The organism is Marinobacter sp. MBR-99 (assembly GCF_040547575.1).
GTDB lineage: Bacteria > Pseudomonadota > Gammaproteobacteria > Pseudomonadales > Oleiphilaceae > Marinobacter.
This window is the reverse complement of record NZ_JBEPPY010000004.1, coordinates 144,379-170,872: the sequence shown is the minus strand read 5'-3', so window position 1 is coordinate 170,872 and position 26,494 is coordinate 144,379. Positions and strand designations below refer to the sequence as shown.

22 protein-coding genes are annotated in these 26,494 nt (G+C 59.3%); 10 read left to right on the top strand and 12 right to left on the bottom strand.

Features of this window, described 5'->3' with window-relative positions; genetic code table 11:
• The first annotated feature begins 202 nt into the window (after nucleotides 1–202).
• Both ABIE59_RS05115 and ABIE59_RS05110 read left to right on the top strand, forming a co-directional pair.
• A complete protein-coding gene (locus ABIE59_RS05115) occupies nucleotides 203–1,300 on the top strand; it encodes an efflux RND transporter periplasmic adaptor subunit (protein WP_354444862.1) in 1,098 nt (365 codons plus the stop codon).
• On the top strand, nucleotides 1,300–4,395 hold the full coding sequence (locus tag ABIE59_RS05110; RefSeq protein ID WP_354444860.1) for an efflux RND transporter permease subunit: 3,096 nt from the start codon (nucleotides 1,300–1,302) through the stop codon (nucleotides 4,393–4,395). Before ABIE59_RS05115 ends, ABIE59_RS05110 begins: the two co-directional genes overlap by 1 nt.
• 49 nt (nucleotides 4,396–4,444) lie before the next feature.
• Here ABIE59_RS05110 and ABIE59_RS05105 read toward each other — a convergent pair whose 3' ends face one another.
• Nucleotides 4,445–5,263, bottom strand: coding sequence for an AraC family transcriptional regulator (locus ABIE59_RS05105; RefSeq protein ID WP_502915332.1), 819 nt, complete (start codon nucleotides 5,261–5,263; stop codon nucleotides 4,445–4,447).
• Between the two features lie 276 nt (nucleotides 5,264–5,539).
• Complete coding sequence (locus tag ABIE59_RS05100) at nucleotides 5,540–7,198, bottom strand: putative bifunctional diguanylate cyclase/phosphodiesterase (RefSeq protein WP_354444856.1); 1,659 nt, start codon at nucleotides 7,196–7,198, stop codon at nucleotides 5,540–5,542.
• A gap of 228 nt (nucleotides 7,199–7,426) precedes the next feature.
• Between ABIE59_RS05100 and ABIE59_RS05095 the strand changes: the two genes are divergently transcribed.
• The 5 genes from ABIE59_RS05095 (at nucleotide 7,427) to ABIE59_RS05075 (ending at nucleotide 13,011) form a co-directional block, all read left to right on the top strand.
• The gene (locus ABIE59_RS05095) at nucleotides 7,427–9,058 is read left to right on the top strand and encodes a methyl-accepting chemotaxis protein (RefSeq protein ID WP_354444854.1); all 1,632 of its coding nucleotides are present in this window, start codon (nucleotides 7,427–7,429) and stop codon (nucleotides 9,056–9,058) included.
• 67 nt (nucleotides 9,059–9,125) lie between these two features.
• On the top strand, nucleotides 9,126–9,437 hold the full coding sequence (locus tag ABIE59_RS05090) for a DUF3301 domain-containing protein (RefSeq protein WP_354444852.1): 312 nt from the start codon (nucleotides 9,126–9,128) through the stop codon (nucleotides 9,435–9,437).
• Between the two features lie 115 nt (nucleotides 9,438–9,552).
• On the top strand, nucleotides 9,553–10,479 hold the full coding sequence (locus ABIE59_RS05085; protein WP_354444850.1) for an esterase/lipase family protein: 927 nt from the start codon (nucleotides 9,553–9,555) through the stop codon (nucleotides 10,477–10,479).
• A gap of 7 nt (nucleotides 10,480–10,486) precedes the next feature.
• Entirely contained in the window at nucleotides 10,487–11,581 is a 1,095-nt protein-coding gene (locus tag ABIE59_RS05080) for a lipase secretion chaperone (RefSeq protein WP_354444848.1), read from the top strand.
• A gap of 74 nt (nucleotides 11,582–11,655) precedes the next feature.
• Entirely contained in the window at nucleotides 11,656–13,011 is a 1,356-nt protein-coding gene (locus tag ABIE59_RS05075) for a sensor histidine kinase (protein WP_354444846.1), read from the top strand.
• Here the strand turns inward: ABIE59_RS05075 and ABIE59_RS05070 are convergent.
• Nucleotides 12,980–13,642, bottom strand: a complete 663-nt coding sequence (locus ABIE59_RS05070; RefSeq protein WP_354444844.1) for a response regulator transcription factor — start codon at nucleotides 13,640–13,642, stop codon at nucleotides 12,980–12,982. The genes ABIE59_RS05075 and ABIE59_RS05070 overlap by 32 nt on opposite strands.
• 207 nt (nucleotides 13,643–13,849) lie before the next feature.
• On the opposite strand from ABIE59_RS05070, the gene ABIE59_RS05065 reads away from it, so the two are divergent.
• The 3 genes from ABIE59_RS05065 to ABIE59_RS05055 all read left to right on the top strand — a co-directional run bounded on the left by ABIE59_RS05065 (nucleotide 13,850) and on the right by ABIE59_RS05055 (nucleotide 17,465).
• On the top strand, nucleotides 13,850–15,166 hold the full coding sequence (locus ABIE59_RS05065; RefSeq protein ID WP_354444842.1) for a substrate-binding domain-containing protein: 1,317 nt from the start codon (nucleotides 13,850–13,852) through the stop codon (nucleotides 15,164–15,166).
• 130 nt (nucleotides 15,167–15,296) lie between these two features.
• Complete coding sequence (locus ABIE59_RS05060; RefSeq protein ID WP_354444840.1) at nucleotides 15,297–16,592, top strand: pyridoxal phosphate-dependent aminotransferase; 1,296 nt, start codon at nucleotides 15,297–15,299, stop codon at nucleotides 16,590–16,592.
• Between the two features lie 48 nt (nucleotides 16,593–16,640).
• Nucleotides 16,641–17,465, top strand: coding sequence for an inositol monophosphatase family protein (locus ABIE59_RS05055; RefSeq protein WP_354444839.1), 825 nt, complete (start codon nucleotides 16,641–16,643; stop codon nucleotides 17,463–17,465).
• A 472-nt stretch (nucleotides 17,466–17,937) separates the two neighbouring features.
• On the opposite strand, the gene slmA is transcribed toward ABIE59_RS05055, so the two are convergent.
• The 9 genes from slmA to ABIE59_RS05010 all read right to left on the bottom strand — a co-directional run bounded on the left by slmA (nucleotide 17,938) and on the right by ABIE59_RS05010 (nucleotide 26,474).
• Nucleotides 17,938–18,525, bottom strand: coding sequence for a nucleoid occlusion factor SlmA (gene slmA, locus ABIE59_RS05050; protein WP_354444837.1), 588 nt, complete (start codon nucleotides 18,523–18,525; stop codon nucleotides 17,938–17,940).
• A 119-nt stretch (nucleotides 18,526–18,644) separates the two neighbouring features.
• Entirely contained in the window at nucleotides 18,645–19,454 is an 810-nt protein-coding gene (locus ABIE59_RS05045; RefSeq protein ID WP_058091455.1) for a thiazole synthase, read from the bottom strand.
• Between the two features lie 49 nt (nucleotides 19,455–19,503).
• Nucleotides 19,504–19,704, bottom strand: coding sequence for a sulfur carrier protein ThiS (gene thiS, locus ABIE59_RS05040; RefSeq protein ID WP_354444835.1), 201 nt, complete (start codon nucleotides 19,702–19,704; stop codon nucleotides 19,504–19,506).
• 17 nt (nucleotides 19,705–19,721) lie between these two features.
• Nucleotides 19,722–20,072 (bottom strand): DUF423 domain-containing protein, encoded by a 351-nt coding sequence (locus ABIE59_RS05035; protein WP_354444976.1) that lies wholly within the window; start codon nucleotides 20,070–20,072, stop codon nucleotides 19,722–19,724.
• 34 nt (nucleotides 20,073–20,106) lie between these two features.
• Nucleotides 20,107–20,910 (bottom strand): symmetrical bis(5'-nucleosyl)-tetraphosphatase, encoded by an 804-nt coding sequence (locus ABIE59_RS05030; protein ID WP_354444833.1) that lies wholly within the window; start codon nucleotides 20,908–20,910, stop codon nucleotides 20,107–20,109.
• A complete protein-coding gene (rsmA, locus tag ABIE59_RS05025; protein ID WP_354444830.1) occupies nucleotides 20,903–21,736 on the bottom strand; it encodes a 16S rRNA (adenine(1518)-N(6)/adenine(1519)-N(6))-dimethyltransferase RsmA in 834 nt (277 codons plus the stop codon). Before rsmA ends, ABIE59_RS05030 begins: the two co-directional genes overlap by 8 nt.
• On the bottom strand, nucleotides 21,733–22,743 hold the full coding sequence (pdxA, locus tag ABIE59_RS05020; RefSeq protein ID WP_354444828.1) for a 4-hydroxythreonine-4-phosphate dehydrogenase PdxA: 1,011 nt from the start codon (nucleotides 22,741–22,743) through the stop codon (nucleotides 21,733–21,735). Before pdxA ends, rsmA begins: the two co-directional genes overlap by 4 nt.
• Nucleotides 22,740–24,083, bottom strand: a complete 1,344-nt coding sequence (locus tag ABIE59_RS05015) for a peptidylprolyl isomerase (protein WP_354444826.1) — start codon at nucleotides 24,081–24,083, stop codon at nucleotides 22,740–22,742. The genes pdxA and ABIE59_RS05015 overlap by 4 nt, the downstream gene beginning before the upstream one ends.
• A gap of 69 nt (nucleotides 24,084–24,152) precedes the next feature.
• Nucleotides 24,153–26,474, bottom strand: coding sequence for an LPS-assembly protein LptD (locus ABIE59_RS05010; RefSeq protein WP_354444974.1), 2,322 nt, complete (start codon nucleotides 26,472–26,474; stop codon nucleotides 24,153–24,155).
• Nucleotides 26,475–26,494 lie beyond the last annotated feature (20 nt).

Here is a 26,494-nt window from a genome sequence, read left to right as displayed (position 1 = left end):
CAGTAGTTTTACCGCGTTTTCGCGGCAAACTAATGACAAATCCAGATGCTTTTTGTAGCATCCTATTGTTTATCGTCTAGCCGGCGCTCTTCGCAGCACGCGCCGGCACAATCGCCGTACACTGATGCGCAAGGACAGCTGTCAGCCTTCCCATCCCGGCGACGTTATCAGCACCAGGAACCCTAGCCCCAGGAACAGACCTATGCGCACCGCATCCCGTTTTGTCATCGTTATCATTTTCTTGGGTGTCGTCCTTGGCGGCATCTTTGGTTACAAATTCTACGAATTTGGCCAGATGCAGGAAATGTTCTCCCAGCCGCAGCCGCCGGCCATCATTTCCGTTACTGACGCCACCACCGAAAACTGGCAACCCAGCATCAAGGCAGTGGGCAGTGTTGAGGCGATCAATGGCATTGAGGTGGCCAACGAGGTGCCCGGGGTCATTGAAAGCATAAACTTTGAATCTGGCGACACCGTCCAGAAAGGCGACGTGCTGATCCGCCTGGACGCCGCCATCGACGAAGCGGCCCTGCGCACTCGCCGCGCCGAGGCCCAGCTGGCCGAGCAGGAGTTCAAACGGGTATCAGACCTACTGCCCAGGCGCGCCGTCTCCCAATCCCAGTATGATGAATCCAAAGCCAATTACGATGCGGCCCGTGCCCGGGTAAACGAAGCCGAGGCACAACTGAGCAAGAAGGTGATACGGGCACCCTTCGATGGCACCCTGGGCATCCGCATGGTGGACCAGGGCCAGTACATTGCCACCGGCACACCGATTGTTGAGATCAACATGCTGCACCCGATCTACGTGGACTACACCCTGTCTGAAAAGTACCTGGCCGAGATTGATCGGGGTTATCCGGTTTCGGTTACCGTTGCCGCCGTGAAAGATGAAGAATTTACCGGTGAAATCAGCGCAATCAATACCTCCGTTAACCCGGAAACCCGCACTGTTCGCATTCGCGCCACTCTGGACAACCAGGACGGCAAGCTGCGGCCAGGCATGTTCGCAACGATTCAGACCGGCCAACCACGAGACAACGAAGTGGTCACCGTGCCGAGAACCGCCATCTCCTACAACACCTATGGCAACTTCGTGTTCATTGTTGAAGACAACGACGACGGCGAGCTGATCGTAAGCCGGCGTTCAGTTACCACGGGTGAAGTACGTAATGAGCGGGCGGCGGTGCTGTCTGGTCTGGAGGCCGGCGAAACGGTTGTGGCCAAGGGCCTGCTGAGGCTGCGGGCGGGCCAGCGTGTGGAAATCCAGGACGAGTCCGGCCGGGAGGCGTCTGAGTAATGAAATTCACCGACATATTTGTCCACCGGCCGGTCCTGGCCACCGTGGTCAGCCTGCTGATTCTGCTGATCGGTGCCCGGGCCGCCATGGAAATGGAAATCCGCCAGTACCCGAAACTGGAAAGCACTACGGTAACCGTGACCACCGCGTACCCGGGTGCCAGTTCAGACCTGATCAAGGGCTTTATTACCACGCCTCTGCAGCAAGCGATTGCGGAAGCCAGCGGCATCGATTACCTGAGTTCCACCAGCTCCCAGGGCGTCTCCACCATCGAGGCCAAGATGGTTCTGAACTACGACGCCAACGCTGCCCTGGCTGAGATCCAGTCGAAAGTGGCCAGCCAGCGCAACGTGCTGCCGGGCGATGCCGAAGATCCCGTCATCACTTCCAGCACAGGCGATGACAACGCTCTGATGTATATCGCGTTTTACAGCACCGAGCTGGACGTGCCGCAGATCACCGACTACCTGAGTCGGGTGGTGCAGCCTAAACTGCAGGCGCTGGCCGGGGTTGGCAAGGCCCAGTTGCTGGGGCGCACCTTCGCCCTGCGGGTGTGGCTGGACCCGGAACGACTGGCGGCGGTAGATCTGACTCCGGTCGAGGTGGCGGATAAGTTACGGGCCAACAACTACCAGGCGGCTGTGGGGACCACCCGGGGCAAATACACCGAGATTGCCCTGACCAGTGATACCGACATTGCAGATCCGGAAGCCTTCCGAGACCTGGTGGTCAAGCAGCAAAACGGTACCCTGATTCGGTTGCGGGACATTGCCGAGGTGGAGCTTGGCTCTCAAACTTACAATCAGCTGGCGCTTTACAAGGGCGAACCCGCCACCTACGTGGCCATTGAACTGGCCCCCGGCGCCAACCCGCTGACCGTGGCCGGCCTGGTAAAAGACGAGCTGCCCGACATTGAAAGCCAGCTACCCAGCGGGCTGGACGTGCGCCTCGCCTACGATGCATCAGACTTTATTGAAGACTCCATCAACGAAGTGATCGCCACTCTACTCGAAGCCATGCTGATTGTGCTTGTGGTGGTGTTCCTTTGCCTGGGCTCCATTCGCGCAGCCATCGTGCCTTCCGTCGCCGTGCCGCTGTCGCTGATTGGCGGTGCCTTTATCATGCTGATGTTCGGTTTCTCCCTGAACTTGCTGACCCTGCTCTCCCTGGTTCTGGCCATCGGGCTGGTGGTGGATGATGCCATTATCATGGTGGAAAACGTGCACCGGCACATCGAACAGGGCGAATCCAGGTTTGACGCCGCCCTCCACGGCGCCCGCGAGATGGCCACACCGATCATCGCGATGACCACCACATTGGTGGCGGTGTACGCCCCGATCGGTTTCATGGGCGGCCTGGTGGGCTCCCTGTTTACCGAATTTGCCTTCACGCTGGCGGGCACAGTCGTCATTTCCGGCATTGTCGCCCTAACCCTGTCCCCCATGCTCTCGGGCAAGGTGCTGAAACCCCACGGCAACCCAGGCAGGTTCGAACAACTGGTGGAGAAAAGCTTCAACGGACTGGCCAACCTTTACAAAGGGGCCCTCACCTCACTGATGCAGACCAAATCGGTGGTAGTATTCTTTGCCGTCGTGGTGCTCGGTTCCATCTACTTCATGGTGATGATGAGCCAGAATGAGTTGGCCCCCACCGAGGACCAGGGCATCCTGTTCTACCAGGGGCTGGGGCCTCAAACCTCAACGCTGGATTACCTGTTTGATCACGGCCAGGAAGTGCAGCAGCGGATGTCGGGCGTGCCCGGCTACAACGAAGACTTCATGATTCTGGGCATTACTAGCCCGAATGCGGTGTTCGGCGGCTTCAAGTTGGCGCCCTGGAGTGAGCGGGAGATCAGCCAGTTTGAAGTCCAGCCCATGCTGGATGCGGAACTGAAGAAAGTCACCGGCCTGCAAACCGCGGTGTTTCCTTTGCCGGCACTGCCGGGCTCCGGTGGCGGCCTGCCATTCCAGTTTGTCATCACCACCGGTGGCGGATACGAGCAACTGGATGAAGTGGCGGACGAACTGCTGGGTAAAGCCATGCAGAGCGGTAACTTCATGTTCCTGCAGAAGTCCATCAACTTCGACAAGCCGGTTACCCGCATCAACGTGGATCGTGACCGGGTAGCAGACTTGGGGCTGTCCATGCGTGACGTGGGCCAGTCACTGGCCAGCATGCTCAGCGGCGGCTACGTCAACCGCTTCAATATGGAGGGCCGCTCCTACCAGGTCATTCCACAGGTGGGTAACGACTTCCGCGCCAGCCGTGAAGCCCTGGACGACTACTACATTCGTGCCGGCAACGGCCAGTTGGTGCCGTTGTCCAGCGTGGTCAGCTTCAGTGAAGATGTGGAGCCCTCCAACCGGACCCAGTTCAACCAGCTCAATTCGCTGACCCTGCAGGGCGTTGTCATGCCCGGCGTGGCGGCCGGCACAGCCATGGACTTCATGGAGCAGACAGCCGCAGAAGTGTTCCCCCAGGGCTTCAGTTTCGATTACACCGGTGAGTCCCGGCAGTTGGCCACTCAGGGCAGTGCCCTGATGGTGACGTTCTTCCTGTCACTGCTGGTCATCTATCTGGTACTGGCAGCGCAGTTCGAGAGCTGGCGCGACCCGTTCATCATCCTGGTGTCGGTGCCCATGTCCGTCGCCGGTGCCATGGCGTTTATCGTGCTGGGCTTTGCCTCCATGAACATTTACACCCAGGTGGGGCTGATCACCCTGATTGGTGTGGTGTCGAAGAACGGCATTCTGATCGTGGAGTTCGCCAACCTGCTGCAGAAAGAGAGGGGCTTGAACAAGGTGGACGCGGTGATTGAGGCGGCGGCCATTCGCCTGCGCCCCATCATTATGACCTCTCTGGCCCTGATCTTTGCCATGGTGCCACTGCTGATCGCCGTGGGCCCGGGCGCCCAAAGCCGGTTTGCCATCGGCCTGACCATCAGTGCCGGGCTGGGTATCGGCACCCTGTTTACCATCTTCGTGCTGCCGGCGTTCTACATTCTGCTGGCCCGGGATCATCACGGCTCCGCCGCCGATGAATACGCAGAAGAAGACGGTAACCAGAAAGGAGCAGCCACTACCGGAAGCCACTGACCACACGAAACAAAGCCCGCGACGGAGCATCCCCGCGGGCTTTGTTGTATCAGGTTATCGCCCACCGGGCTGGCTCAACCACCGGCTGCTCCCGGAGTCTCCGCCGCCACTGGACGGTTTCGCTGGGCAGTTCGCCGAAGTGTTCCCGGTACAGCGCGGCAAACCTTCCCAAATGGGAGAACCCCTCGTCAGCGGCGTACCAGGAGATATGAGGCACATCGCACTGACAATCCACCAGGCGCCGGCGCACTCGGATCAGCCGGCATCGCTGGTAGAGGCGGTATGGGGTCATGCCGGTTTCCCGTTTCATCAGGTAATAGAGATTCCGTTCACTGGCACCAGAATGTTGAGCCAAAGCCTGAAGATCGAACTCCCAGTCACGCTCGCTGCGAATTTTCTCAATCACCCGAACCAGCCGCCGGTCCAGCACCGGCAGGTCCTCAGGAAGGTCGACCTGCCCTGAGACCAACTGCTGTTCCAGCCGGTCAAACAACGCCAGGGTTTCGTTGCTGGCGTGCTGGTGATCCTGAAAATAGTTTGAGCGCAGCAGGAACCGATGGATATGGCCCGCGAGGGCGACTTCCAGCCCTGGCTTCGGCCAGGCCGGCACAGCCTGATTAACCGGATAGACCAGCACCACACGGCTGCCCTCAGCCGCCCGCAACGTAAATTGCTGCCCGGCGGGAATCATGGCCAGTGGAAAGGTTGGAAGCCGGGAACCGTCCTGCAGGGTTATCTCGCTATGGCCCTGAATGGCGTTCACCAAAAGGGTCTGGGACACAAGGCACCCATGCAACTCCATATCCTGGGACACATCCAGAACGCAGACGATCCCGGCCTCCACCGCCAATGCCGACAGCGAGCCCACAACTGCCTGCGGGCGGGGCAGGCGACATTCTGCCTGGGGGCAAGCCAGCAATTGTGCAATGGCGGCAAGCCACTCCTCACACCCGGCATTATTCAGGCGCAGATAGGCTTCCAGTTCAGGGTTGGCATTGAGGGTTCGCATACAGCTCAACGAGGCAATGAGTGAGCCTGCCGTTTTAAGATACCGGCGCGCAAAGCCCTAGCCAAATCTTGCAAAATACCCGATAACTGCACACAAAATCCGTTTTTTTTGACACTTATCAAGCTGACCGGACAATCATCCCAGTGCCAATTCGGCCAGCGGCTGTGGCCTGGCCATCAGATAGCCTTGCCCGCGATGACAATTCAGGTCTCGAAGCAGGGTCCGCTGGGTCTCGGTTTCTATCCCTTCTGCCACCACTTCCAGATTCAAGGCCTCCGCAATCGCCAGAATGGCGGAGACAATCCGGGAGTCATGGCCGTCCGCCCCCAAACGCTGGACAAACTGGCGATCAATTTTCAACACGTGCACCGGCAAGGTGTGGAGATAGGCTAACGACGAGTATCCGGTGCCAAAATCGTCGATGGCCACCCGGATGCCCCCGTCCCCAAAGCTTTTGAGCTTGGCCAGACAGGCCCGCGACAGGTTCATCAGGTGGGTTTCGGTGAGCTCGATCTCCGGCAACCAGCCAGCCGACCGGATCGAGGAGAAAAAGGGTTCCAGCAGCGACTCCAGCCGCCCGTCCGAAATCTGCCGGGCGGAAATATTGATTGCCAACCGGAGCCCATTACCCCACCCGATTTCGCATCGCTCAAAGTCCGCCATGATATGCCTCACGAGCTGTTCTGTGAGTTCATGAATGTGGCCACGCTGCTCTGCCACCGGAACAAAATCTGCGGGCGACACTGCCCCGAGTTCCGGGTGGCACCAGCGCATCAGGGCTTCCAGCCCAACCATGGCACCAGTTGCCAGATCGTACTGCGGCTGATAGACCACGGCAAACTCCTCCGGAGCCACCTTGAGCGAGGCAATCAGCGCTGCAGACAAACGCTGCTGGAACTGCCCTTCTTCACCATCCACGGCACTGTATATCCGGTAGCAGGCGCGCCCCGAGCGCTTGGCCGCATGCATTGCCCTGTCAGCATTCTGTAGCAGGTCCGAAGCCGTTTTCCCGTGTGTCGGAAACACTGCTGCCCCCACAGACGCCGACAGGAAATGCGCCCGGTGCTCCACCAGCATTGGCGCCTGGAATATCCCGCTCATGCGCTGACACACCACCGGTAACTCCGCTTCATCCTCCAGCTCAACGATGGCTGCAAATTCGTCTCCGGATAGCCGGGCAACCAAATCGCACTCACGAAGCACACTCCTCACACAGGCCGCCGCCTGCTGGAGCACTCGATCACCACATTCATGGCCATGCAGATCGTTGACGGACTTAAAAAAATCCAGATCGATGTAGAGCACGGCGAAACACCTGCTTGCTGACTTATGTTGTCCGACTCTTGCTTTCAGAAACTCCTGAAACAGCGAACGATTGGGCAGCTCAGTAAGCGGGTCATAGTAGGCCAGTGCTGCCAGGCGCTCGTTATTGGCCGTCAACTCACCGACATCCATAAACACGCCGGCAAACAGCCTCTGCCCCTGACAATCTACCGGGTAGATGTTAAGCCACTGGGGATAGTTCTCACCATTTTTACGCCGGTTCCAGATCAACCCCTCCCAGCACCCGGTCTGGTTCAGGCTGCACCACATGGTCTGATAGAACTCTGGCGAATGCAGTCCGGAACTCAGCACCGATGGCCTCTGCCCAACGACTTCCTCTCGTGGGTAGCCGGTCACTGCCTCGAACATTTGATTGACGTAGGCAATCCTGGCATCCGGCGTGGCCAGCATGATGGCTCTGGGGTGGTTGTCCACCAACGCTTTGAAATCCTGTTCTCTCAATGCCTGCATCGTTATGGTTCCTTTCGTGCCGGGCCTGCGGTAACAACAGGCTTTCGACCCAGCATAGATTCAAACTGTCGCAAACCTATCCATATTCTGCAAAACCCCCCGACCTTTGACCAAAGAAGTAGAAAAATGTGACTCGTATTTGGCAATTTGCAATATAGGGATACCCCGCGCATAGCGACAGGTCGATAGTATCCAAGCTATAACTATAAAAGGTCAAAGGAGAGATCCATGCGCAGGAATGAACCGGTCACCGGCAAAGAGCGCGACTTTCCCGCTCAATACCACCTGATCACCACCACGGACCTGAAAGGCAAGATCACCGCGGCTAACGATGAATTTGCAGAAGTTGCAGGGTTCACAGTTGATGAACTGGTCGGTCAGCCTCATAACATGATCCGCCATCCGGACATGCCTCGGGAAGCCTTTGCCAATATGTGGCAAACCATTCAGGCTGGAGAATCCTGGCGCGGCCTCGTCAAGAATCGCTGCAAAAACGGCGACCACTACTGGGTGGACGCCTATGTCACGCCCATTCTCAAGAATGGCGAGCTGGTCGAGTTCCAGTCGGTGCGCTCGCGTCCGACCCGGGGCCAGATCCATCGCGCCGAGAAAGCCTATGCCGCCTGGAGCAAAGGCAAATTACCGCGCCGTTTTCAGGCCATCAGCCCACCCCTGATTTCCAAGCTCGCTTGCCTGTATACCTCACTTGCGGGCGGCCTTTTGCTGTTAGGGCTAGACGAGCTGACGTTATCCCATATGGTGACATTGCAGGCGCTGGTAATGGGCGTCTTTGGCGTACTGTTCTGGCTGACCCTGCCATTGATGCAAACCGCCCGCGAGACCGGCAGCGATGCCCACCCGGTTATGCCCTGGATTTATACTGGCCGGCGGGATGAAGGCGCCTGGATTGAATATGACAGACAAAAACGTGACAGCACCCTCAGGGCTGTGTCGGCACGGATGCACGCCAATATCGGCGTGCTGCATGGCCGCAAGCAACGCACGATGGAATGGGTATCCAGCTCGGTTGCCAGCATTCGCAGCCAGCAAACCGGCATCGAAAGCATTACCCGGGCGTTCGAAGAACTGGCCCAGAGCGTTCACCGGGTCGACGAGATGACCAACCGGACCCAGCAGGCCAGCGCAGACGCACGACAATCCGCACACCAGTGCCAGAATCGGATGAATGGTGTAAATCAAGCAATCTCAAGCCTTCGCAGCCAACTGGCGGGCGCCAACCAGGAAATGGAAAAACTCACAGAGCGCAGTAACACCATCAGTCTGGTGCTTGAGGTAATTTCCGATATCGCAGAACAAACCAACTTGCTTGCCCTGAATGCCGCCATTGAGGCTGCCCGAGCCGGTGAATCCGGGCGGGGCTTTGCCGTAGTAGCGGATGAAATCCGGGGACTGGCACAACGCACCCACGAGTCTACCCGGCGCATCGACACCATGATTGAGGACCTGCAAGCCGAAACCCGAACCGTTGTCGGGGTAATCATGGAGGGCGGCAAGGCCTGCGAGCAAACTGCCTCGATGGCCGACGAGGCAAGCCAGGCTTTGGAAACCACGCTCAAAGATATCGACATCATCGATGATTGCGCCCGGGAAGTGGCCGGAGCCTCGGGCCAACAGTCGGCGCTGGCCCTGCAAGTGGAGCGACAGGCCGAACACCTGTTGCAGTTGGGCAACCAGTCGGTACAAAGCAGTGAAAGCGCCCATCAGGAGTCGGAGCAACTTGGCAACAATGTCGACCAGGCACAGCTGCTGACCAGTCACTTCCTGAAGATGCTCTGCGACCGACTGCTTGCCGCCCGGCCCGAGCGGGGCAAACAGCAATTTCCTGAACCGGCACAATGAGGTAGTCTGGCAGTCCAGCGGTTGAATCAACCGGCCCATAAACAAAACCATCGGGATCGCCAGCACCTTGACCCTCGGAAACCTCTTCTGGCTGTTCGTTGCCGGCTTTGCCATCTGGTACTGGTGGAAAGCCAAAGACATCAAAGACTTTGTGTTACAAGCGGCACACCGTTACTGCAAAACCATGGATGTGTTATTGCTGGATGATGCCGTATACCTGCGCGGACTCTGGTTCAAGCGTGACCGGCACGGCAAGCTCCGGGTATGGCGTCGCTTCCTGTTTGATTTCACCACCACCGGCGAAGAGCGTTATACCGGGCGGATCATCATGCTCGGGCGCCATATAGAGCACATGGAACTCGAACCCCACCGATTCTGACCCCACGCTTCAGACCATTCCGCCTCACCCAAATGGGCGATTACGTCAGACCTGGCGGCCGGGTCATACTCCTCGTTGCATTACGACAACCAAACAAAAACAACAGGAGTCTCTTATGCGAATTGCCATGCCTTTCCGGCTGATGGCCGCGGCCCTTATGCTGATTTTCTCAATGGTGAGCCACGCCAGCTACACCCAGACCCGCCACCCGATCGTGCTGGTCCATGGTGTGACCGGCTTCAACACCATCGGGGGTCTGGTCAATTACTTCCACACTATCCCCTGGAACCTGGAGCGCAGCGGTGCAAAGGTTTACACCGCCAGCGTTTCGTTTGTGAACAGCAGTGAGCAGCGCGGACAGCAGCTCGCCAACTATGTGAACAGCCTGGGGCATTCCAAAGTTAACCTGATGGCACACAGCCAGGGTGCCCCCACCTCCCGGGTCACCGCTGCCCTGATTCCCCATCGTATTGCCTCCGTCACCTCCATTAACGGCGTAAACAAGGGATCAAAAGTCGCAGATGTTATCCGGGGCGTCCTTCCTCCCGGTAGTTACGTTGAAGGTGGCGTCGATGCCATCGCCAATGCCCTCGGCGGGCTGATCAACGCATTGTCCGGTTCCAACAATCCCCAGGATGGCGTTGCCGCGCTGGAAACCCTGACCACTCCGGGCACCACCAGCCTGAACAACGCCCTGGGCTGGAAAGGGGTTAATCGAAATGCCTGCGCCGGCACCGACGAAGACGTGTGGATCAATGGTAACCGGGTGAAGTTCTTCTCCTGGACCGGGCGCGGCATCTGGACCAACCTGTTCGACATCACCGATCCGTTCCTGGGTGTGACGTCTCTGGCTTTCGGCAGCGAGCCAAGCGACGGCCTGGTGGGTGTTTGCTCCACCATGATGGGCAACGTCATCGGCACCCATTACGACATGAACCACGTCGATGCCATCAACCACCTGCTGGGTGCACGCTCACTCTGGACCAATCCAGTCAGCCTGTATCGCAGCCAAGCTAACCGTTTGAAGAACCGCGGATTGTGAGAAGACTATGACGAAAAAACCCATCGCATTGCGTCGATGGGTGCTTCCCGGAGCACTGCTGGTCGTTATGGCCGGCAGTGGCTTCTGGTGGGCACTGACGCCGCAAGCAGACACGGGCAATACCACCGCAACACAAAATCAGGCACCTCAAAAAACCGCGCAGCATTCTGGTTCGACCAACCATGATGCCCCAGCCGTCAATGCCATCAACTCACCCGTTGCTGAAAGCCGAACTCCGGCGTCCCTGGGCCCGAATCCGTTTGCACCCTCTTTGCAGGGCACCGATATAGACGGTGTTCTGCAGGCCGACGACAACGGTCAACTGATCGTGAACCTGGAAGTCAGGGATTTCTTCGATTATTTCCTCAGCACCGTTGGCGAGGTGTCACCGGAAACTGCCATTGGCCAGATTCAGCAGATGGCTCGCCAACACCTGCCCGAGAGCGCGGCACAACAAGCCCTGGCGTTACTGGACCAATACCTGGACTACAAACAGGCGTCCCTGGCGGTCATGCAAACGGAGCTGGACCCGGCCCGCCAGCATGAGCCGGCTTATCAACTGTCCGCCCTGGGTAATGCCCTGGCCCAGTTGAAAGGCCTTCGGCAGCAGACTTTTTCACCCGAGGCTCACCAAGCCTTCTTTGGCATGGAAGAAGCCTACAGCGAATACACTCTGGCCACGCTTGCCATCCAGCAGCGCACCGACCTGACCGATCAGGGCAAACAGGCCCTGGTGGAATGGCACCGTAACCAGCTGCCAGACACTCTGAAATCCACAGAACAACGGCTGCAAGCCAGCACACAACTACATCAGGAGCGGGTTCTCGCCGTGGAGTCCGCGACCTCACCGGAGGCAGCAGGCCAACGACTTACCGAGCTGGGGCTTGATCGCCAGAGCGTTGACGGCGTCGTCAGTTATCTGCAGCAGCAGGAAGCCTTCCAGGCCCGGTTCGAAAGCTTTCGGAACGAGTTGCAAGGCAGTGTTGCCGGCGGACTGGTGGATGCCGAGCAGCAGCAACATCGGGAACGGCTGCTGCAACAATACTTCCAGAATGAGCAGGAACAGACCTGGGCACGACTGAAGCTGCTGGATCAAAGCTGATCATAATGTGCGGCAGCGCCTGAACTCGGCGCAGCCGCGTATTACAATCGGGCGAATACGCAGTAGGACCCGATATGAACGCTGAACAAATCCAACAACAGCAAGCGCTGGGCTTCAGGTCGCTGAACTTTACCCCCGACCTGGAGACGGTTTACCGGGCATCCAGGTCGGCCATGATTCGGCAACGGGCGAGGCCAGTGTCGATTGCCGGCCTGATGCTGTATCTGGTCTATGCGATCGTCGACATTCTCACCCTGCCCCCGGATCTGGCCAGCATCACCGCCGGGGTTCGTCTGGCTGTGGTCTGCCCGATGATCATTCTGGTGCTCGTACTGGCCTATCAGAACAAGCCTTCCGACCAAACGTTCGAGAGACTTTACACCATCGCCTATCTGGTTGGTGGAGCCGGCGTGATCGCCATCATCCTGGCCGCCCGTCACAAGAGCTTTCCGCTGCCCTACGAGGGCATGATCCTGATACTCATGTTCGGCTACTTTGCCATGGGCCTGCCCTTCAAAACCGCCACCATCGCCTCCGGCTTTCTGGTGGTCGCTTACCTGAGCGCAGAGGCGTTTGCCGGCACGCCTGTCGCCGCCATCCTGAGCAACGGGTTCTTTCTGGTGACCGCCAACGCCATCGGCATGATCGGCTCCTGGGTCAGCGAATACCGACATCGCGCACACTTTCTGGACCGCCAGCTACTGGACCTGATGCACCAGGCCACTGAGGATGAAAACCGGCGTAAAACCGAACTGATTACCGCTGCCAGCCATGATCTGCGCCAGCCGCTGAACGCCATCCACATCACCCTGGAGAACCTGAAACCAGGCGAACAGGGTGGCCACCAGAGTGTCGTCATTGCTCAAGTCAAGGATATGGTGGGGCAACTGCGCCGCTTGCTGGGAACCGTGCTCGACAGCGCCCGCCTGAGTGAAGGAATGATCCAGCCAGATATAGTGCCGGTAAGCCTTGAGGCCACGGTTCAGGAGCTACATGACCTGATGAACGAAACCCTCGGCCAACGCAATATCACTATGATCATCGAACCGCAGCCTGCCGGCTATCCCGTTCTGGCCGACCCGGGCCTGTTGCTGCGAGTATTGCAAAACCTGGTGATCAATGCGGCCGACCATAGCGGTGGCAATATCATCACCGTCAGCAGCCACTGCCAGGACCACCGGGTGAGACTACAAGTAGCCGACAACGGCAAAGGGGTGGCGCCGGAACTCGGCGACCAGCTGTTCCAGCCCTATGTCCGTGGCACCAGCCCGGCGCCCTGCCCGGGGCTGGGACTGGGGCTGACCATCGTCCGGGAATTCACCGGCCTGATGAACGGCCATTGCGGCGTGGATTCCCGGCCTCAACAGGGTAGCGTGTTCTGGGTTGAGCTACCGACCACTAAAGCCAGCCGAGCGCCCGGGCCTTGTTAACGCACTCCGTCCGGTTGTGGACACCCAACTGAGTGAAGATGGCCTTCAGGTGGGTTTTTACGGTGTGCTCGGTCAGGTCCAGGCTCTGGCAGATGCGCTTGTTGGGGAAGCCCTGAGCCAGCAGGGATAACACCTCCAGTTGCCTTGGGGTCAAAGGAAAGTCGTCGGTAGAGATAGCCGTCAGCCCGCCGGGGAAGTAGCTATGCCCCTGCCCCAAGGCACGCATCATCCTCACCAATGACGCCCTGCTGGCAGATTTGGCGAGAAAGCCATTGGCACCGGCGGCCCTGGCGGCCCGCACCGTGCCTTCATCATCGCTGCTGGAAATAATGACAATGGGTGGCCTGGCACTCTGGCCAGACAGCCGGGCGAACAGAGAGAGGCCTACCTCACCGTTCAAGGCAACATCCAGCAGCACCAGATCAATGCCGTCATCCTGCCGGAGGGCATCGGCAGCTTGTTCAACCGACGAGACAATGTTCACCTGCGCTGCCAGCATCTCCTGCTGAATCAGACCCGCCAGTCCTTGAGCAAACAGCGCATGGTCTTCCACCAACAGCACCCTTTCAAAGAGCGATGCTGCCGGCACCGGGGCAGATTCGGCACCCCGACCAAGCGTTGTCGCAATCATTCACAGTCTCCCGCACTGTTTATTTTTGTTTCCGGGGATACGCCACTATAAGCCAGCCAGACCAATCACTCAGCGGCCTGCTTAACATTTTATGACATAGGCAGTTGCTCTTCTTCCCCCACGGCAGCGGCCCGAAACACAAATGTAACAATTCTGAAGCATGCTTTCCGTTACTCAACCATATGTTATAAGTAGGTTTTTCAACTAATGGCGAAACCATCAAGGAAGCTCCTCACCCTCTGCCTGTTCGTTCTCGCGACGGTCGTACTAACTCCGGCATCCGCCCATGAGCTTGAAATTCACGGTTCGAATACCGTTGGCGCCACACTGGCCCCCATGTTGGTCTCCGGCTATCTACAACAACTGGGCGACAGCAACCCCAGCAGCCGGCCCACTGGAGAGGAAAATGAACAGATCCTCAGTGTCAACGCCGGTGGCCGCAATCTCAGCGTTCTGGTGGCGGCCCACGGCTCGAGCACCGGCTTTCGAACCCTGGCCAGCGGCCAGGCCGGCATATGGGCATCCTCCCGGCCAGTGAAGCCATCCGAAGCCGAGCAGGTACGCATGCGGGCCGATCTCACCGCGCTTGAGAGTGAGCATGTGATTGCCATTGATGGCCTGGCAATCCTTGTGCACCCCTCCAACCCCATCAACCAGCTCAGCATCGATACCATCGGCAGAATTTTCGCCGGCGACATTCGCAACTGGGCAGAACTCGGCGGCAGTAACCGGCCCATCAGCCTGTATGCCCGGGATGATCGTTCCGGCACCTGGGACACCTTCAAATCCCTGGTGCTGGGCAAGGATTACCAACTGGATGCTTCGGCACTGCGTTACGAATCCAATGATCAGCTCTCCGATGATGTCTCCCGGGACCCGGGCGGCATTGGCTTCTCCGGGCTGGCCTCAGTGCGCCGCAGCAAACTGGTCGCAGTATCGGACGGTGACGCCCCAGCTTTGCGCCCCAACCAGCTCACCGTCGCCAGCGAGGACTACCCGCTGTCCAGGCGACTGTTCATGTACACCATGGGCAGCCAAACCCCGGACTTTGCCAAAGGCCTGATCGACTTTGCCCTCGGGGCGGATGGCCAGGCCCTGGTGGCGGAGTCTGGTTTCGTTTCCCAGAACCCCATCGCCGTGAAGCCAGAGTTTGACGCTTCAGTACCCCAAACGTTCCGGCGACTGACCGAACAATACCAGCGGCTGACGGTCAATTTCCGCTTTGCCGAAGGCCGTACCAAACTGGATAACAAAGCCCGCCGGGATCTGCTGCGAGTAAAACATTACCTCGAACAGGAAGGGCGATCAGCCGATGATCTGTTGCTGATTGGCTTCGCTGACACCCAGAGCCACGAACTGCGGGCCCAGATGATCTCTGAACTGCGGGCGCTCTCTGTGCGTAAGGCGTTAAACGAGGCAGGCCTGCCCCAGGTCGCCTACACGGGTTATGGCCACTATATGCCAGTGGGCGGCACCGGCAATCAACGCAACGGCCGGGTAGAAGTCTGGATAAAGGACCGCTGAACCGCTGCGCCGGGGGGATTCGACGAAGGTCTGCCCATAACCTTCGGCAATCCCCTATCCGCATCGGTATCGCGGATATGTTTGGGTTTCCTATACTGCCGTTGTCACCACCAACCAACAGAACGGGACAATGGACATCAAAAACGATCACCGCTTCGCCATCAACCTGAACGTCCGGGGCATCCAGCCCTCTTCCACCCTGCGCATCAACGAGCTGAGCAACCAGCTGAGATCCGAAGGCAAGGACATCATTAAACTGGGCCTGGGCCAATCGCCGTTCCCGGTACCCGAGCGCGTGGTTGATGCCCTCAAAAAGCACGCCCACGAGAAAGACTACCTGCCGGTGAAAGGCCTCAAGGGCCTGCGCGAGGCCATTGCCGGTTACATTAACCGGGCCGAGCGTATGCGTTGCACCTGGGAAGACGTGCTGATCGGCCCGGGCTCGAAAGAGCTGCTGTTTATTCTGCAACTGGCCTACTACGGTGACCTGCTGATTCCGCGCCCGAGCTGGGTATCCTATGCGCCCCAGGCCCGAATCATCGGCCGCTCGGTACACTGGCTGCCCACCCACGCGGAAAACAACTGGCAGCTGACCGCAGAAGAACTGGACATCATCTGCCGGGACGACCCGTCGCGCCCGCGTATCCTGATCCTGAACTACCCGTCCAACCCCACCGGTTGCACCTACACCGACGACCAGTTGCTGGCCATCGCCAACGTGGCGCGCAAGTACAACCTGATCCTGTTGTCGGATGAGATCTACGGTGAAGTGCACTTTGAGGGCAAGCATAAATCCATCGCCCGTTATTACCCGGAAGGCACCATCATCAGCACCGGCATGAGCAAGTGGTTGGGTGCCGGCGGCTGGCGCCTTGGCGCCTTCATCTTCCCGCCGGAACTGCGCCCGCTGCAGGATGCCATGGCCATAATTGCCAGTGAGACCTTCACCTCCACCGCAGCGCCTATCCAGCATGCCGCCATCACCGCCTTTGACGGTGGCGAGGATATCAACGAGTACCTGAAACAGTCCCGTCGGGTGCTGAAAGTGGTGGGTGAATACGTTTACACCCGTTTGAGCGCCATGGGTGCAGTGGTGCAAAAGCCGGAGGGCGCCTTCTACCTGTTCCCGGATTTCTCCAGCTTCAGCGACAGACTGGCCCGCAGGGATATCAAGACCGCCCAGGCGTTCTGCACCGCTCTGCTGGAGGACACCGGCGTGGCCATCCTGCCCTCCAGTGACTTCGGCTTTGTGCCGGACCACCTGGGCGCGCGCCTGGCGTTCGTGGATTTCGACGGCACCCAGGCCCTGGCTCTGGCCGGCGGTGACTATGCAGAACAGGCGCTGGGCGACGACTTCGTCAAACAGGCCTGCCCGCGTATTGTGCTGGCCATGGACAAGATGGAGAAGTGGCTGAACAGCCTGTAAGCCTGCCGTGTTAGACTGGCACCCTCACGTTTTTGAACCGGGGGTGTCATGTCTGATTCTGTTTCTCTGCGCGAAATAACCGATTTCGCAGAAGCCCTGGCGAAAGAGGCCGGCGAACTGATCCGCCACGAGCGCCAGGAAAACACCCTGCGCACCGACTACAAGCAGCAGACCGAACTGGTCACCCACGCCGATGTGATGGCCGACGAGTTCATCACCGGCGCCATCCGCGAACGCTTCCCCGATCACCGCATTCTGTCCGAAGAAACCATGCCGGACCTGTCCCAGGCAGAGGAGCTGGACACCCCACTATGGATCATCGACCCGATCGACGGCACGGTAAACTACGCCTATGGGCACCCGCAGGTGGCGGTGTCGATTGCCTATGCGGAACGAGGGCAAGTGCAGGTGGGCGTGGTACACGCGCCGTTCCCGAATGAGACCTTCCGGGCCACCAAGGGCGAAGGCGCCACCTTGAACGGCCAGTCCATCCGCCACAGCGGCGCTACGGAACCGCGGCAAAGCCTGTTCGCCACGGGCTTCCCCTACACCAAGGACAACCTGGAACCGCTGGTACGCCGGCTGGATGCGATGATTCACCAATGCCGGGACCTGCGCCGCATTGGTTCGGCGGCCCTGGACATCTGCTGGGTGGCCTGTGGCCGGCTGGATATCTACTACGAGAACGTCAGCCCCTGGGACTTCGCCGCCGCCCGCCTGATCGCCTGGGAAGCCGGCGCCACCGTGGGCCACTTCGGCGACGTGCCCGATGACTACCCGGCCGACCTCTGGGGCCGCGACATCCTCATCTCCGCCCCGGCGGTATGGGAGCCCGTGCGGGCCACACTCCGTTCTGCTTCGGGTTATGACTGAAGCTGGGGTGTTTGTTTCTGGCGGTCTGGGTTGGGAGTTTGGGCACGCCTAGCCTGCCAGTTTGGGAGTATGGGTACACGCAGCCTTTGAGTTTCGAGAGTGTTGTGGGCGGGGGTTGCCTTCGCAGAAACGCTACAAGCACGTCCGTGTGCGCTTCGCTCCGGCCATCCATGGCCTTCGAGATTCTGCGAAGGCAACCCCCCCCCACAACGATCGAGCTCCGGTGAGATACCGGTTCTAGCGAAACTGAACTAATCGACCTGGATGGATGCGGAGACCGCCTTAGCCTGTCCGTTGCGATTTCCGTGAGGTCAGAAAGGCATTGGCTGGGGGCCCTTTCCCGAAATCTCGGAGGCCAGGGATGGCCGGAGCGAAGCGCACATGGATGTGCTCGTAGCGTTTTCGGGAAAGGGCCTCCAGCCAATGCCTAACCACCAAACCGATCAGGCTAGGCGTAGACGAACGCCAAAACTCAACCCCAAACAGACTCGGAAACCAGACTCCAAGCCTCGTCGAAATCAGCCGAAGGCAACCGGGAGAACGAGGAACGCACGAACCGCTGGATGCGGCCTTCCAGAACAACCATCACGAAATCTGCACCACGGGCCGCGCTGGTTCGAGGCCGCAGGCTCTGGCGGATCTCGCCTTCCTTGAGCGTCTGGCGAAACTGAGTTTCCAAACGCTCGAAGAACTGCGAGGCACGCTTGCGCAGGGACTCATCCTCGCCCATCAGGGCATCGCCGGTCAGCACGCAACACAAGCCTGGATTGCGCTCGGCGAACACCAATACCAGATGCACCAACTGCTGTAAGCGAACCCGCACGTCTTCCTGCTCCTGCAGAACCACCTGGCAGCGGGAGAACACCGCCTCCTCAGCAAATTCGATCAGGGCTTCGAACATTTTCCGCTTGCTGGGAAAGTGCCGGTACAGGGCCGCTTCGGTCACGCCCACGGTTTTGGCGAGGCCAGCGGTGGTGATCCGGGCCCCGGGGTCGTTTTGCAGCAATTCAACAAGGGCCTGCAGGATGGTGTCCCGCCGGCTGGGTTTCTGAGTGGTCATGTCAGTACTACAGCGCTCTGTTTTTTTTGGCCACGGACAACACGGACCTGCACGGACACTGCGAATACGTTTTTGTCCGTGTCAGTCCGTGCCGTCCGTGGCTAAGGTTTTATATTCTTTTAGAAGAAAGTGCCGTCAATCGGTGACGACGCACTGGCGTACAGCTTCTTCGGCATACGTCCAGCAAGGTAGGCCTCGCGGCCGGCTTCGATGGCCAGGCGCATGGCGTTGGCCATTTTGATCGGGTCTTTGGCCTGGGCGATGGCGGTGTTCATCAGTACGCCGTCGCAGCCCAGTTCCATGGCAATGGTGGCATCCGAGGCGGTACCGACGCCTGCGTCTACCAGCACCGGCACTTTGGCGTTCTCAACAATCAGCCGGATGTTGTAGCGGTTCTGGATACCGAGGCCGGAGCCGATGGGCGCACCCAGAGGCATGATGGCCACGCAGCCCATTTCTTCCAGGCGCATGGCCAGCAGTGGGTCGTCCGAGCAGTACACCATCACCTTGAAGCCGTCTTTAATCAGCTCTTCAGCGGCGGTCAGGGTTTCCGGCATGTTGGGGTACAGGGTTTTGTGTTCACCCAGCACTTCCAGTTTCACCAGGTCGTGGCCATCCAGCAGTTCCCGGGCCAGTTTGCAGGTGCGGACCGCATCCTTGGCCGTGTAACAGCCCGCCGTGTTGGGCAGGATGGTGTAGGTGCTCGGGGAGATGACATCCAGCAGGTTCGGCTCGTCCGGGTTCTGGCCGAGGTTGGTACGGCGCACGGCAACGGTCACGATCTCCGCGCCACTGGCCTCGATGGCGTGGCCAGTTTCCATCAGATCATGATACTTGCCAGTGCCTACCAGCAGGCGGGACTGGTAAACCTTGCCTGCGATTTCCAGTGGTTTGTCTTCGGGGAGCTGGATTTCCGGGGTATCTGTCATAACCTACCTGAGTTCAGTGAATAGAGGGTGCGTTCGGCTGAACGCAAACTTAACCGCCGCCGATGGCGTGCACCACTTCCACCCGGTCGCCATCGCTCAGGGTGAAACTCGGGTGCTGACTGCGGGGCACAATATCTTCGTTGACCTCAACCGCGACCCGCTTTCCGGCCAGCGTGAGGTGTTCAATCAAGGTCGCAATGGTTGCTCCACCGGGGAGTTCCATGCGTTCACCATTTACCTGAACCTGCATGGTTCGGATCACCTCCGTTACTTTGTCAGGGCCGCCGCAACCAGCAGGGCCCAACCAATCATGAAGCAGACACCACCAACGGGCGTGACCGGCCCGAGCCAGTGATGGCCGGATAACACCAGGAGATACAGGCTGCCGCTGAACAGTACGATGCCAGCCAGCCAGAAAGCGCAGGCCACGGTCAGCAGCCGTCGGGACAAGCCCAGGACGGGCATCAGGCCGGCCGCGATCAGTATCAGCGCGTGGTACATTTGGTAACTGACGCCGGTCTGGAATACCTCCAGGCCCCGAGCGCTTACCACCTGGCGCAAACCGTGCGCGCCAAAGGCGCCCGCCATCACCGCCAGCAGGCCGGCCAGCGCGCCCATTACCAGCGCCCAGCGAATCACAGATTCTCTGGATTTAAGTGCAGTCACAGTGAATCAGCTCCCCGGAATCCATATTCATCAGGGTCAGTGCACCACCCCAGACACAGCCGGTATCCAGGCCGATGAACCGGTCGCTACCAGTGTTGCCCTCCAGCGCAGCCCAGTGGCCGAAGATCACCTTTACATCGTCTTGCCGGGGGTAGGTAAACCAGGGCGCGAAGCCCGCCGGTGCATTATCGGCCGACTCCTTGGTGGCCAATTCCAGGCTGCCGTCTTCGGAAACAAAGCGCATACGGGTGAAGTAATTGGTGATCACCCGCCAACGGTCCATACCAGTGAGGGTATCACACCACCGTTCCGGCTGATTGCCATACATTTGGCTGAAATAGTCCTGCGCCTGTTCGCCCCGGATCACAGCTTCTACTTCCCGGGCACAGGCGACCGCTTGTTGCACGGACCAGATGTGAGGCAGCCCGGCATGGGCCATAACCAGGTTACGGTTTGCGTCGTGCACACACAGATACTGTTGACGCAGCCAGTGGATCAAGCGGTCATGGTCCGGTGCATCGAGGATATCGTTCAGCGTGTCTTTGCGCTTCGGGCTGTGGCCACCCAGGGCAACCGCCAGCAAGTGCAAATCATGGTTACCCAACACCACCACGGCAGCGTCGCCCAGGCTTTCAATGTAGCGCAGGGTTTCCAGTGAGGCCGGCCCGCGGTTAATCAGGTCTCCTGCCACCCAGAGCCGGTCACGGGAGGGCGAAAAATCCACTTTCGCCAGAACATCCCGCAACCGGTCATAACAGCCCTGAATATCGCCAATGGCGTAGTCAGTCATTACTTACCTCATCCACCTCGACATTAAGCGGGCCGGAGTCCGCCAGCAAATCGGCAATCTTGACGTAATCGGCCAGGCTCAGGTTCTCAGGCCGCAGGCCGTCGTTGATACCCACAGACTGCAACTGCTCCACCGTCACCAGGGCCGCCAGCGCCTTGCGCAGGGTTTTCCGGCGCGCGTTGAAGGCGGTGCGCACCACGGCCTGAAGGGTCTTCAGGTTCTTGGCCGGGTGCGGCAATTCCTTGTGGGGCACCAGGCGGACGATGGCAGAATCCACTTTCGGAGCCGGCCGGAAAGCGCCCGGGCCCACTTCAAACAGCGGCTGCACCTTGCAGAAGTACTGGGCCATGATCCCCAGGCGGCCATAATTGTTGTCGCCTGGCGTGGCCGCCAGCCGCTGCACCACTTCTTTCTGCAGCATGAAGTGCATGTCCTGGACCACCCCGGACTGCGCCAGGAGATGGAAAATCAGTGGCGTTGAAATGTTATAGGGCAGGTTGCCGACGATTCGCAGTGGGCGACCATCGACCACCAGCTGGCTGAAATCGAAACTCAGGGCATCGGCTTCGTGAATCCGGAACTCCGGATAATTGAAGAACTTGGTTCGCAGCACCGGAATCAGGTCACGATCCAGTTCCACCACCTGCAGACGCGGGTTGACCGCGAGAATCTCTTCGGTAATGGCACCGAGACCAGGGCCAATCTCTACGATGGCGTCTTCCGGTTTCGGATTGATAGACCGGACAATCTTCTCGATCACGCCCGGATCATGCAGGAAGTTCTGCCCGAAGCGTTTACGGGCCTTGTGGCCCGGATGATTACTCATGATGACTCTCCGGCAATAGCCGCCCGGCGGCAACGGGCCATGTGTTCGCCTACGCGAATGGCGGTGTGCAGGCTGCCGGCGTCGGCCTTGCCGGTGCCTGCCAGGTCCAGGGCCGTGCCGTGGTCTACGGACGTACGCACAATGGGCAGCCCCAGGGTGATGTTAACGGCCCGGCCAAAGCCCTGGAACTTCAGTACCGGCAGCCCCTGGTCGTGGTACATGGCCAGCACGGCGTCAGCGTTATCCAGCCAATGGGGGGTGAACAGGGTATCGGCGGGCAGTGGGCCGGTCAGTTCAATACCTTCGGCGCGAAGTTTGTCCAGGGTCGGCTCGATCACCTCGATTTCTTCCCGGCCCAGATGGCCGCCTTCACCGGCGTGGGGGTTCAGGCCCGCCACCAGAATGCGCGGCTGCTCGATGCCAAAAAAGGTTTTCAGATCGGCGTTGAGAATGCGCGTTACCTGGCTCAGACGTTCGGGGGTAATAGCCGCAGATACGTCCTTCAGGGGTAAGTGGGTGGTTACCAGCGCCACCCGCAATTCCTCAGTAGCCAGCATCATCACCACCCGTTCAACACCGCAAAGTTCCTGCAGAAACTCGGTGTGGCCGCTGAACGCGATTCCGGCTTCATTGATCACGCCCTTATGCACGGGCGCGGTCACCATACCGTCGAAATTGCCATCCAGGCAGCCCCTGGCGGCGGTGGTCAAAGTATCGAGCACATACTGGCTGTTGCCCGTATGTAACTGACCCGCCACGGTCAAGGCGCAACCTTCCACATGGAAGACCGACACGTGGCCGGCCCGGGTGTCCGGCGCCTTACCTGGGTGCCAGTCGTGCAACTGCACCGCCAGGCCAAGCTGCCGGGCACGGTCTGCCAACAGTGCTTTGCTGGCCACCACTACGATGCCTGCCTGGCGCGGCTCAAGAGCCAGTTGCAGGCACAGTTCCGGCCCGATTCCCGCTGGCTCGCCGGCGGTCAGAGCCAGAATCACCGGTGTCGTCATGACGCGTCGTTTTCCTCACTGGTCGGGTTCAGGTCTGCGTATTCTCCCTTGAACTCGACAAAGGCTTCATCGCGGATTTCCCGGAGCCAATTCTGCAGCTCGGTTTCAAACTTGCGCTGGTAGATGGCCTGCCGGGCCTGAGACTCCCGGTTTTCAGCAGTCACATCCTGCTGCCGACGCTCTTGCACCTGCAGAATGTGCCAGCCAAACTGGGAGCGAACCGGCCCATAAATTTCACCCACCTCGGCGTCCATCATGGCCTGCTCGAAAGCTGGAACCATCTGGCCGGGGCTGACCCACCCCAGGTTGCCGCCATCAGAGCCGGAGACCGGATCATCAGACAATTCCCGGGCCAGCGCGGCAAAGCTCTCGCCGTCCTGCAATTGCTGGTAGATATCGCGAATGCGGTTTTCAGCCTGGATTTCTGTCACCGCTTGCGAGGGACGAATCAGGATATGACGCACCCGGTGCTGCTGGATCACCGTCTGCTGCGTGCCACCGCGCTTGTCCATGACCGTCACCAGGTGGAAGCCGCTGTTGTTCTCCAGCACCGCTGAGGGCATACCCACTTCCATATTCGGCACCACCGGCGCAACCAGAGAGGGCAACTGACTCTCTGTACGCCAGCCCATATCGCCGCCTTCAAGGGCATTGCCGGCATCCGATTCGGCAACTGCCACCTCACGGAAGTCGCGACCGTCAATGATCTGTTGGCGCAGATTCTCCGCTTTGGCGCGGGCCTGCTCAACAGACGCCTCGTTGCCAGGATCATCTACCTGGATAAAGATATACGCAAGGCGATACTCCTCAGCGTCTGGCCCCCGGCCAGCCTGAGCCTGGAGATAATTCTCAACTTCCCGATCGGTGATACGTACCCGGCTGCCAACCCGGCGCTGCTGTACCCGGCCAGACAACATTTCGTTGCGGATCTGTTCCCGGGCCTGCTGGTAGGTGACCCCCTCTTCCGCCAGTTGCTCTTCAAACTGCTCGAGGGTCAAGCCGTTACTGCGTGCAATGTTGGCAAGAGTTTCGTTCAACTCGTTATCGCTGATGCGCATCCCCATCTGATTCGCCATCTGCAACTGAAGTGATTCAGAAATCAGCTGTTCCAATACCCGCTCTTCCAGCAGTTGCCGAGGTGGCAAGCCAGTCCCCTGGGCACTGAGGCGACCGATAATGGTGTTCACTCGAGCATCCAGTTCGGTCTGGAGGATGACATCGTCATCTACAATGGCAACCACCCGGTCCAGCACTTTTCGCTCGGCGTGGGCAGAAACCGACACAGCCAGCATGGCCAGGGTCAGCAGCAGTGTCAGTCCGTGGCGCAACGTCGCCTTCATAATCACCTCTTGATGTGTACATTCCCAGCCAGGCATTCGAAACAGACTGACTGATGACATTGGTTCGTTTTAACGGCGCGGAGTTCCAAAACGGCGGCGCTCGCGCTCGTCATAGCCGTAGATGGCATCGGCAATATTGTCGGAGGCGCCACCACTACCCCCGAGACCTTTCAGTTCAATACGGAACAACACACGGTTGTCCAGCTGTTCATCGTCTGTCAGGTAGTTCTGGTGAACCACCTGAACGCTCCAGCAGCAGTTGTTATATTCAATGCCCGCCAGGGTACCCACGGTGCGGTCCAGGCCGGAATCATACACCCACCGGCCGATCCCGCTGACACGGTTGGTCACCGGAAAAACAACACCGACGTCACTCTGTTCCAGCTCGTCCGGTCGGCTGTAGGTGTGACCCAGGGTGGCCAGGTAGCGGTAGTCCCGGGAATGAAACGTCAGTTGGCTTCGGCCTTCTTCGGTTTTCTGGGTGTCGGGGTCCCACAGGCCGGCACTGCGAATTTCAAGATTTTCCAGCGGATTCAAAACCAGCTCGCCTGCCAGCGGTGAGCGGCTTCTGTCGGACGCGCCCTGACCGAACAGATTCACTTCCCGGTCATCAAAATAGCGTACCTGCCCAACGCTGACCCTGGCACGCTCGGCCCCGGTCAGCAAGTCATTGAACCGGCTGGTCAGGGCTACGGTCAACTGGTTGGCGTCGCCCACCCGATCACCGCCAGTGAAGCGGTCCCGCTCGAACAACTGGTCGAAACGGAAGCTTCTGAGACCGGTATCAAAGTCGGGGATGTGGTTCTGATCTGCGTCGGCATCAGCCCAGGCGTAATACAGCCGGGGCTCCAGGGTCTGGTTGTACGGAACGTCGAACAGGCTGGAGCGGCGATCGAAATACAGCCCGTTATCCCATTCGAACACCGGTACCGTTCGATCAAAGCTGCCATTGCCCTGAGTATAATCTTCCAGATCATAGCGGGTGTAATCCAGGCTGACCGACGGCCGGGTAAAGCCCCAGAGAGCGCGGGCCGGCAGAGCCAGCTCCGGAATAGCACGAATCCGCTGGCCATTGGCCCGATCCAGGCCGGTCAGGTTCTCGTTGTCGCGATAGAACCAGGTGTACTGGCTTTCGAGATTAGCCTCCACATGCCCGAAGTCGCCGGTTCCGGCGTAAACAATCTCCGGCAACTGGGCGTATGGCTTGTCGACATCGGCAATGCGATCCCGAATGGTCTGGTAACCGTTCAGGTAAGCATCAAAATAATGGTTGCTGCCGGAATAACGCACACCACCCCGGCGTTGCAGGTGCGTTGCCTGATCAATTTCCAGAGAGCGGTTAAGGTCGCTGAGGTAGTCCTGGTCGGAGACCACCGAATAGTCTCCGTAACCGGTCCAGCCGCTGCCAAAACGTGCCCGGGTTGTGAAATCCAGGGCCCAGCGGTCGCCTCCCTCGCCTGGATTATCGGCTTTGAAGGCGGAATCATTATCAATATACCCAAGCTGCAGAACCGATTCGCCAAAACGGCTCAGGTAACGCCCTTCTGCCTCGTTAAACAGACCGCGGCCATGAATGTACTGAGGTGTCAGGGTAGCATCGTAATGGGGTGCCAGGTTCAGATAATACGGCAGGGCCAGATAACCACCGCTGCCGGCACTGGAGGAACCGAACTGGGGGTACAGGAAACCGGTTTTGCGGCGGTCATCAATGGGAAAAGTGATGTATGGCCAGTAGAACACCGGGGTGTCCAGCACTTCCAGGCGAACGTGGCGGGCGGTGCCAAAGCCTTCGTCCTGATCCAGAGCAATATCGGACGCGACGATAGACCAGTCGTTCTGATGGGGCCCACAAGTGGTCAACATGCCATCGGTAATCAGTACCTGGTGCTCCCCAACCCGGGACAGCGACGATGCCCGCCCCCGCATCTCGGAGTCGTGCAGCAGGAAGGTGGCGGTGTTGATATCCAACTGCCCGGATTCCACGGAGTAGCGGGCGCTGTCACCGGTCAGCAAAAACCCTTCGCCACGGCTTACCAACGGGCCGACAAGGTCAAGCTTCCCCGTTTGCTGGTTATACCGTGCTTCGGAGCCCGTGGCCTGGAACTCCCCCTGACGCAGGCGCACATCGCCCTGAAGGAACAGCTCAGAATCCAGCTCATAGCGAGCGTTCAGGGCGCTGGCCTCCAGCGGTGCCCCGCCGGCCTCCGCTCCGGACAGCAAGGGCATCTGGCCGCCAGCCGCCGACGACGGCAGGTATCCTCCTTCGCAAAATACCGGTAACCGATCCCTCTCCTCGGGCGGCAGCTCACTGCGGGGGCGCCAGTCGATTTCCGCCGCGCTGGGAGCCTGCCCCTGGGCGCTGGCCACTCCGGACACAGGCACAAGCGCCATTGCCAACAGGAGCCTGGCGA

Bases quoted from the DNA above. Each gene is read 5' to 3' on its own strand.
- ABIE59_RS05115 (WP_354444862.1), top strand. From the start codon at position 203: ATGCGCACCGCATCCCGTTTTGTCATCGTTATCATTTTCTTGGGTGTC.
- ABIE59_RS05110 (WP_354444860.1), top strand. From the start codon at position 1,300: ATGAAATTCACCGACATATTTGTCCACCGGCCGGTCCTGGCCACCGTG.
- ABIE59_RS05100 (WP_354444856.1), bottom strand. From the start codon at position 7,198: ATGCAGGCATTGAGAGAACAGGATTTCAAAGCGTTGGTGGACAACCAC.
- ABIE59_RS05095 (WP_354444854.1), top strand. From the start codon at position 7,427: ATGCGCAGGAATGAACCGGTCACCGGCAAAGAGCGCGACTTTCCCGCT.
- ABIE59_RS05085 (WP_354444850.1), top strand. From the start codon at position 9,553: ATGCGAATTGCCATGCCTTTCCGGCTGATGGCCGCGGCCCTTATGCTG.
- ABIE59_RS05080 (WP_354444848.1), top strand. From the start codon at position 10,487: ATGACGAAAAAACCCATCGCATTGCGTCGATGGGTGCTTCCCGGAGCA.
- ABIE59_RS05075 (WP_354444846.1), top strand. From the start codon at position 11,656: ATGAACGCTGAACAAATCCAACAACAGCAAGCGCTGGGCTTCAGGTCG.
- ABIE59_RS05070 (WP_354444844.1), bottom strand. From the start codon at position 13,642: ATGATTGCGACAACGCTTGGTCGGGGTGCCGAATCTGCCCCGGTGCCG.
- ABIE59_RS05065 (WP_354444842.1), top strand. From the start codon at position 13,850: ATGGCGAAACCATCAAGGAAGCTCCTCACCCTCTGCCTGTTCGTTCTC.
- ABIE59_RS05060 (WP_354444840.1), top strand. From the start codon at position 15,297: ATGGACATCAAAAACGATCACCGCTTCGCCATCAACCTGAACGTCCGG.
- ABIE59_RS05055 (WP_354444839.1), top strand. From the start codon at position 16,641: ATGTCTGATTCTGTTTCTCTGCGCGAAATAACCGATTTCGCAGAAGCC.
- slmA (WP_354444837.1), bottom strand. From the start codon at position 18,525: ATGACCACTCAGAAACCCAGCCGGCGGGACACCATCCTGCAGGCCCTT.
- ABIE59_RS05045 (WP_058091455.1), bottom strand. From the start codon at position 19,454: ATGACAGATACCCCGGAAATCCAGCTCCCCGAAGACAAACCACTGGAA.
- thiS (WP_354444835.1), bottom strand. From the start codon at position 19,704: ATGCAGGTTCAGGTAAATGGTGAACGCATGGAACTCCCCGGTGGAGCA.
- ABIE59_RS05035 (WP_354444976.1), bottom strand. From the start codon at position 20,072: ATGGGCGCGCTGGCCGGCCTGCTGGCGGTGATGGCGGGCGCCTTTGGC.
- ABIE59_RS05030 (WP_354444833.1), bottom strand. From the start codon at position 20,910: ATGACTGACTACGCCATTGGCGATATTCAGGGCTGTTATGACCGGTTG.
- rsmA (WP_354444830.1), bottom strand. From the start codon at position 21,736: ATGAGTAATCATCCGGGCCACAAGGCCCGTAAACGCTTCGGGCAGAAC.
- pdxA (WP_354444828.1), bottom strand. From the start codon at position 22,743: ATGACGACACCGGTGATTCTGGCTCTGACCGCCGGCGAGCCAGCGGGA.
- ABIE59_RS05015 (WP_354444826.1), bottom strand. From the start codon at position 24,083: ATGAAGGCGACGTTGCGCCACGGACTGACACTGCTGCTGACCCTGGCC.
- ABIE59_RS05010 (WP_354444974.1), bottom strand. From the start codon at position 26,474: ATGGCGCTTGTGCCTGTGTCCGGAGTGGCCAGCGCCCAGGGGCAGGCT.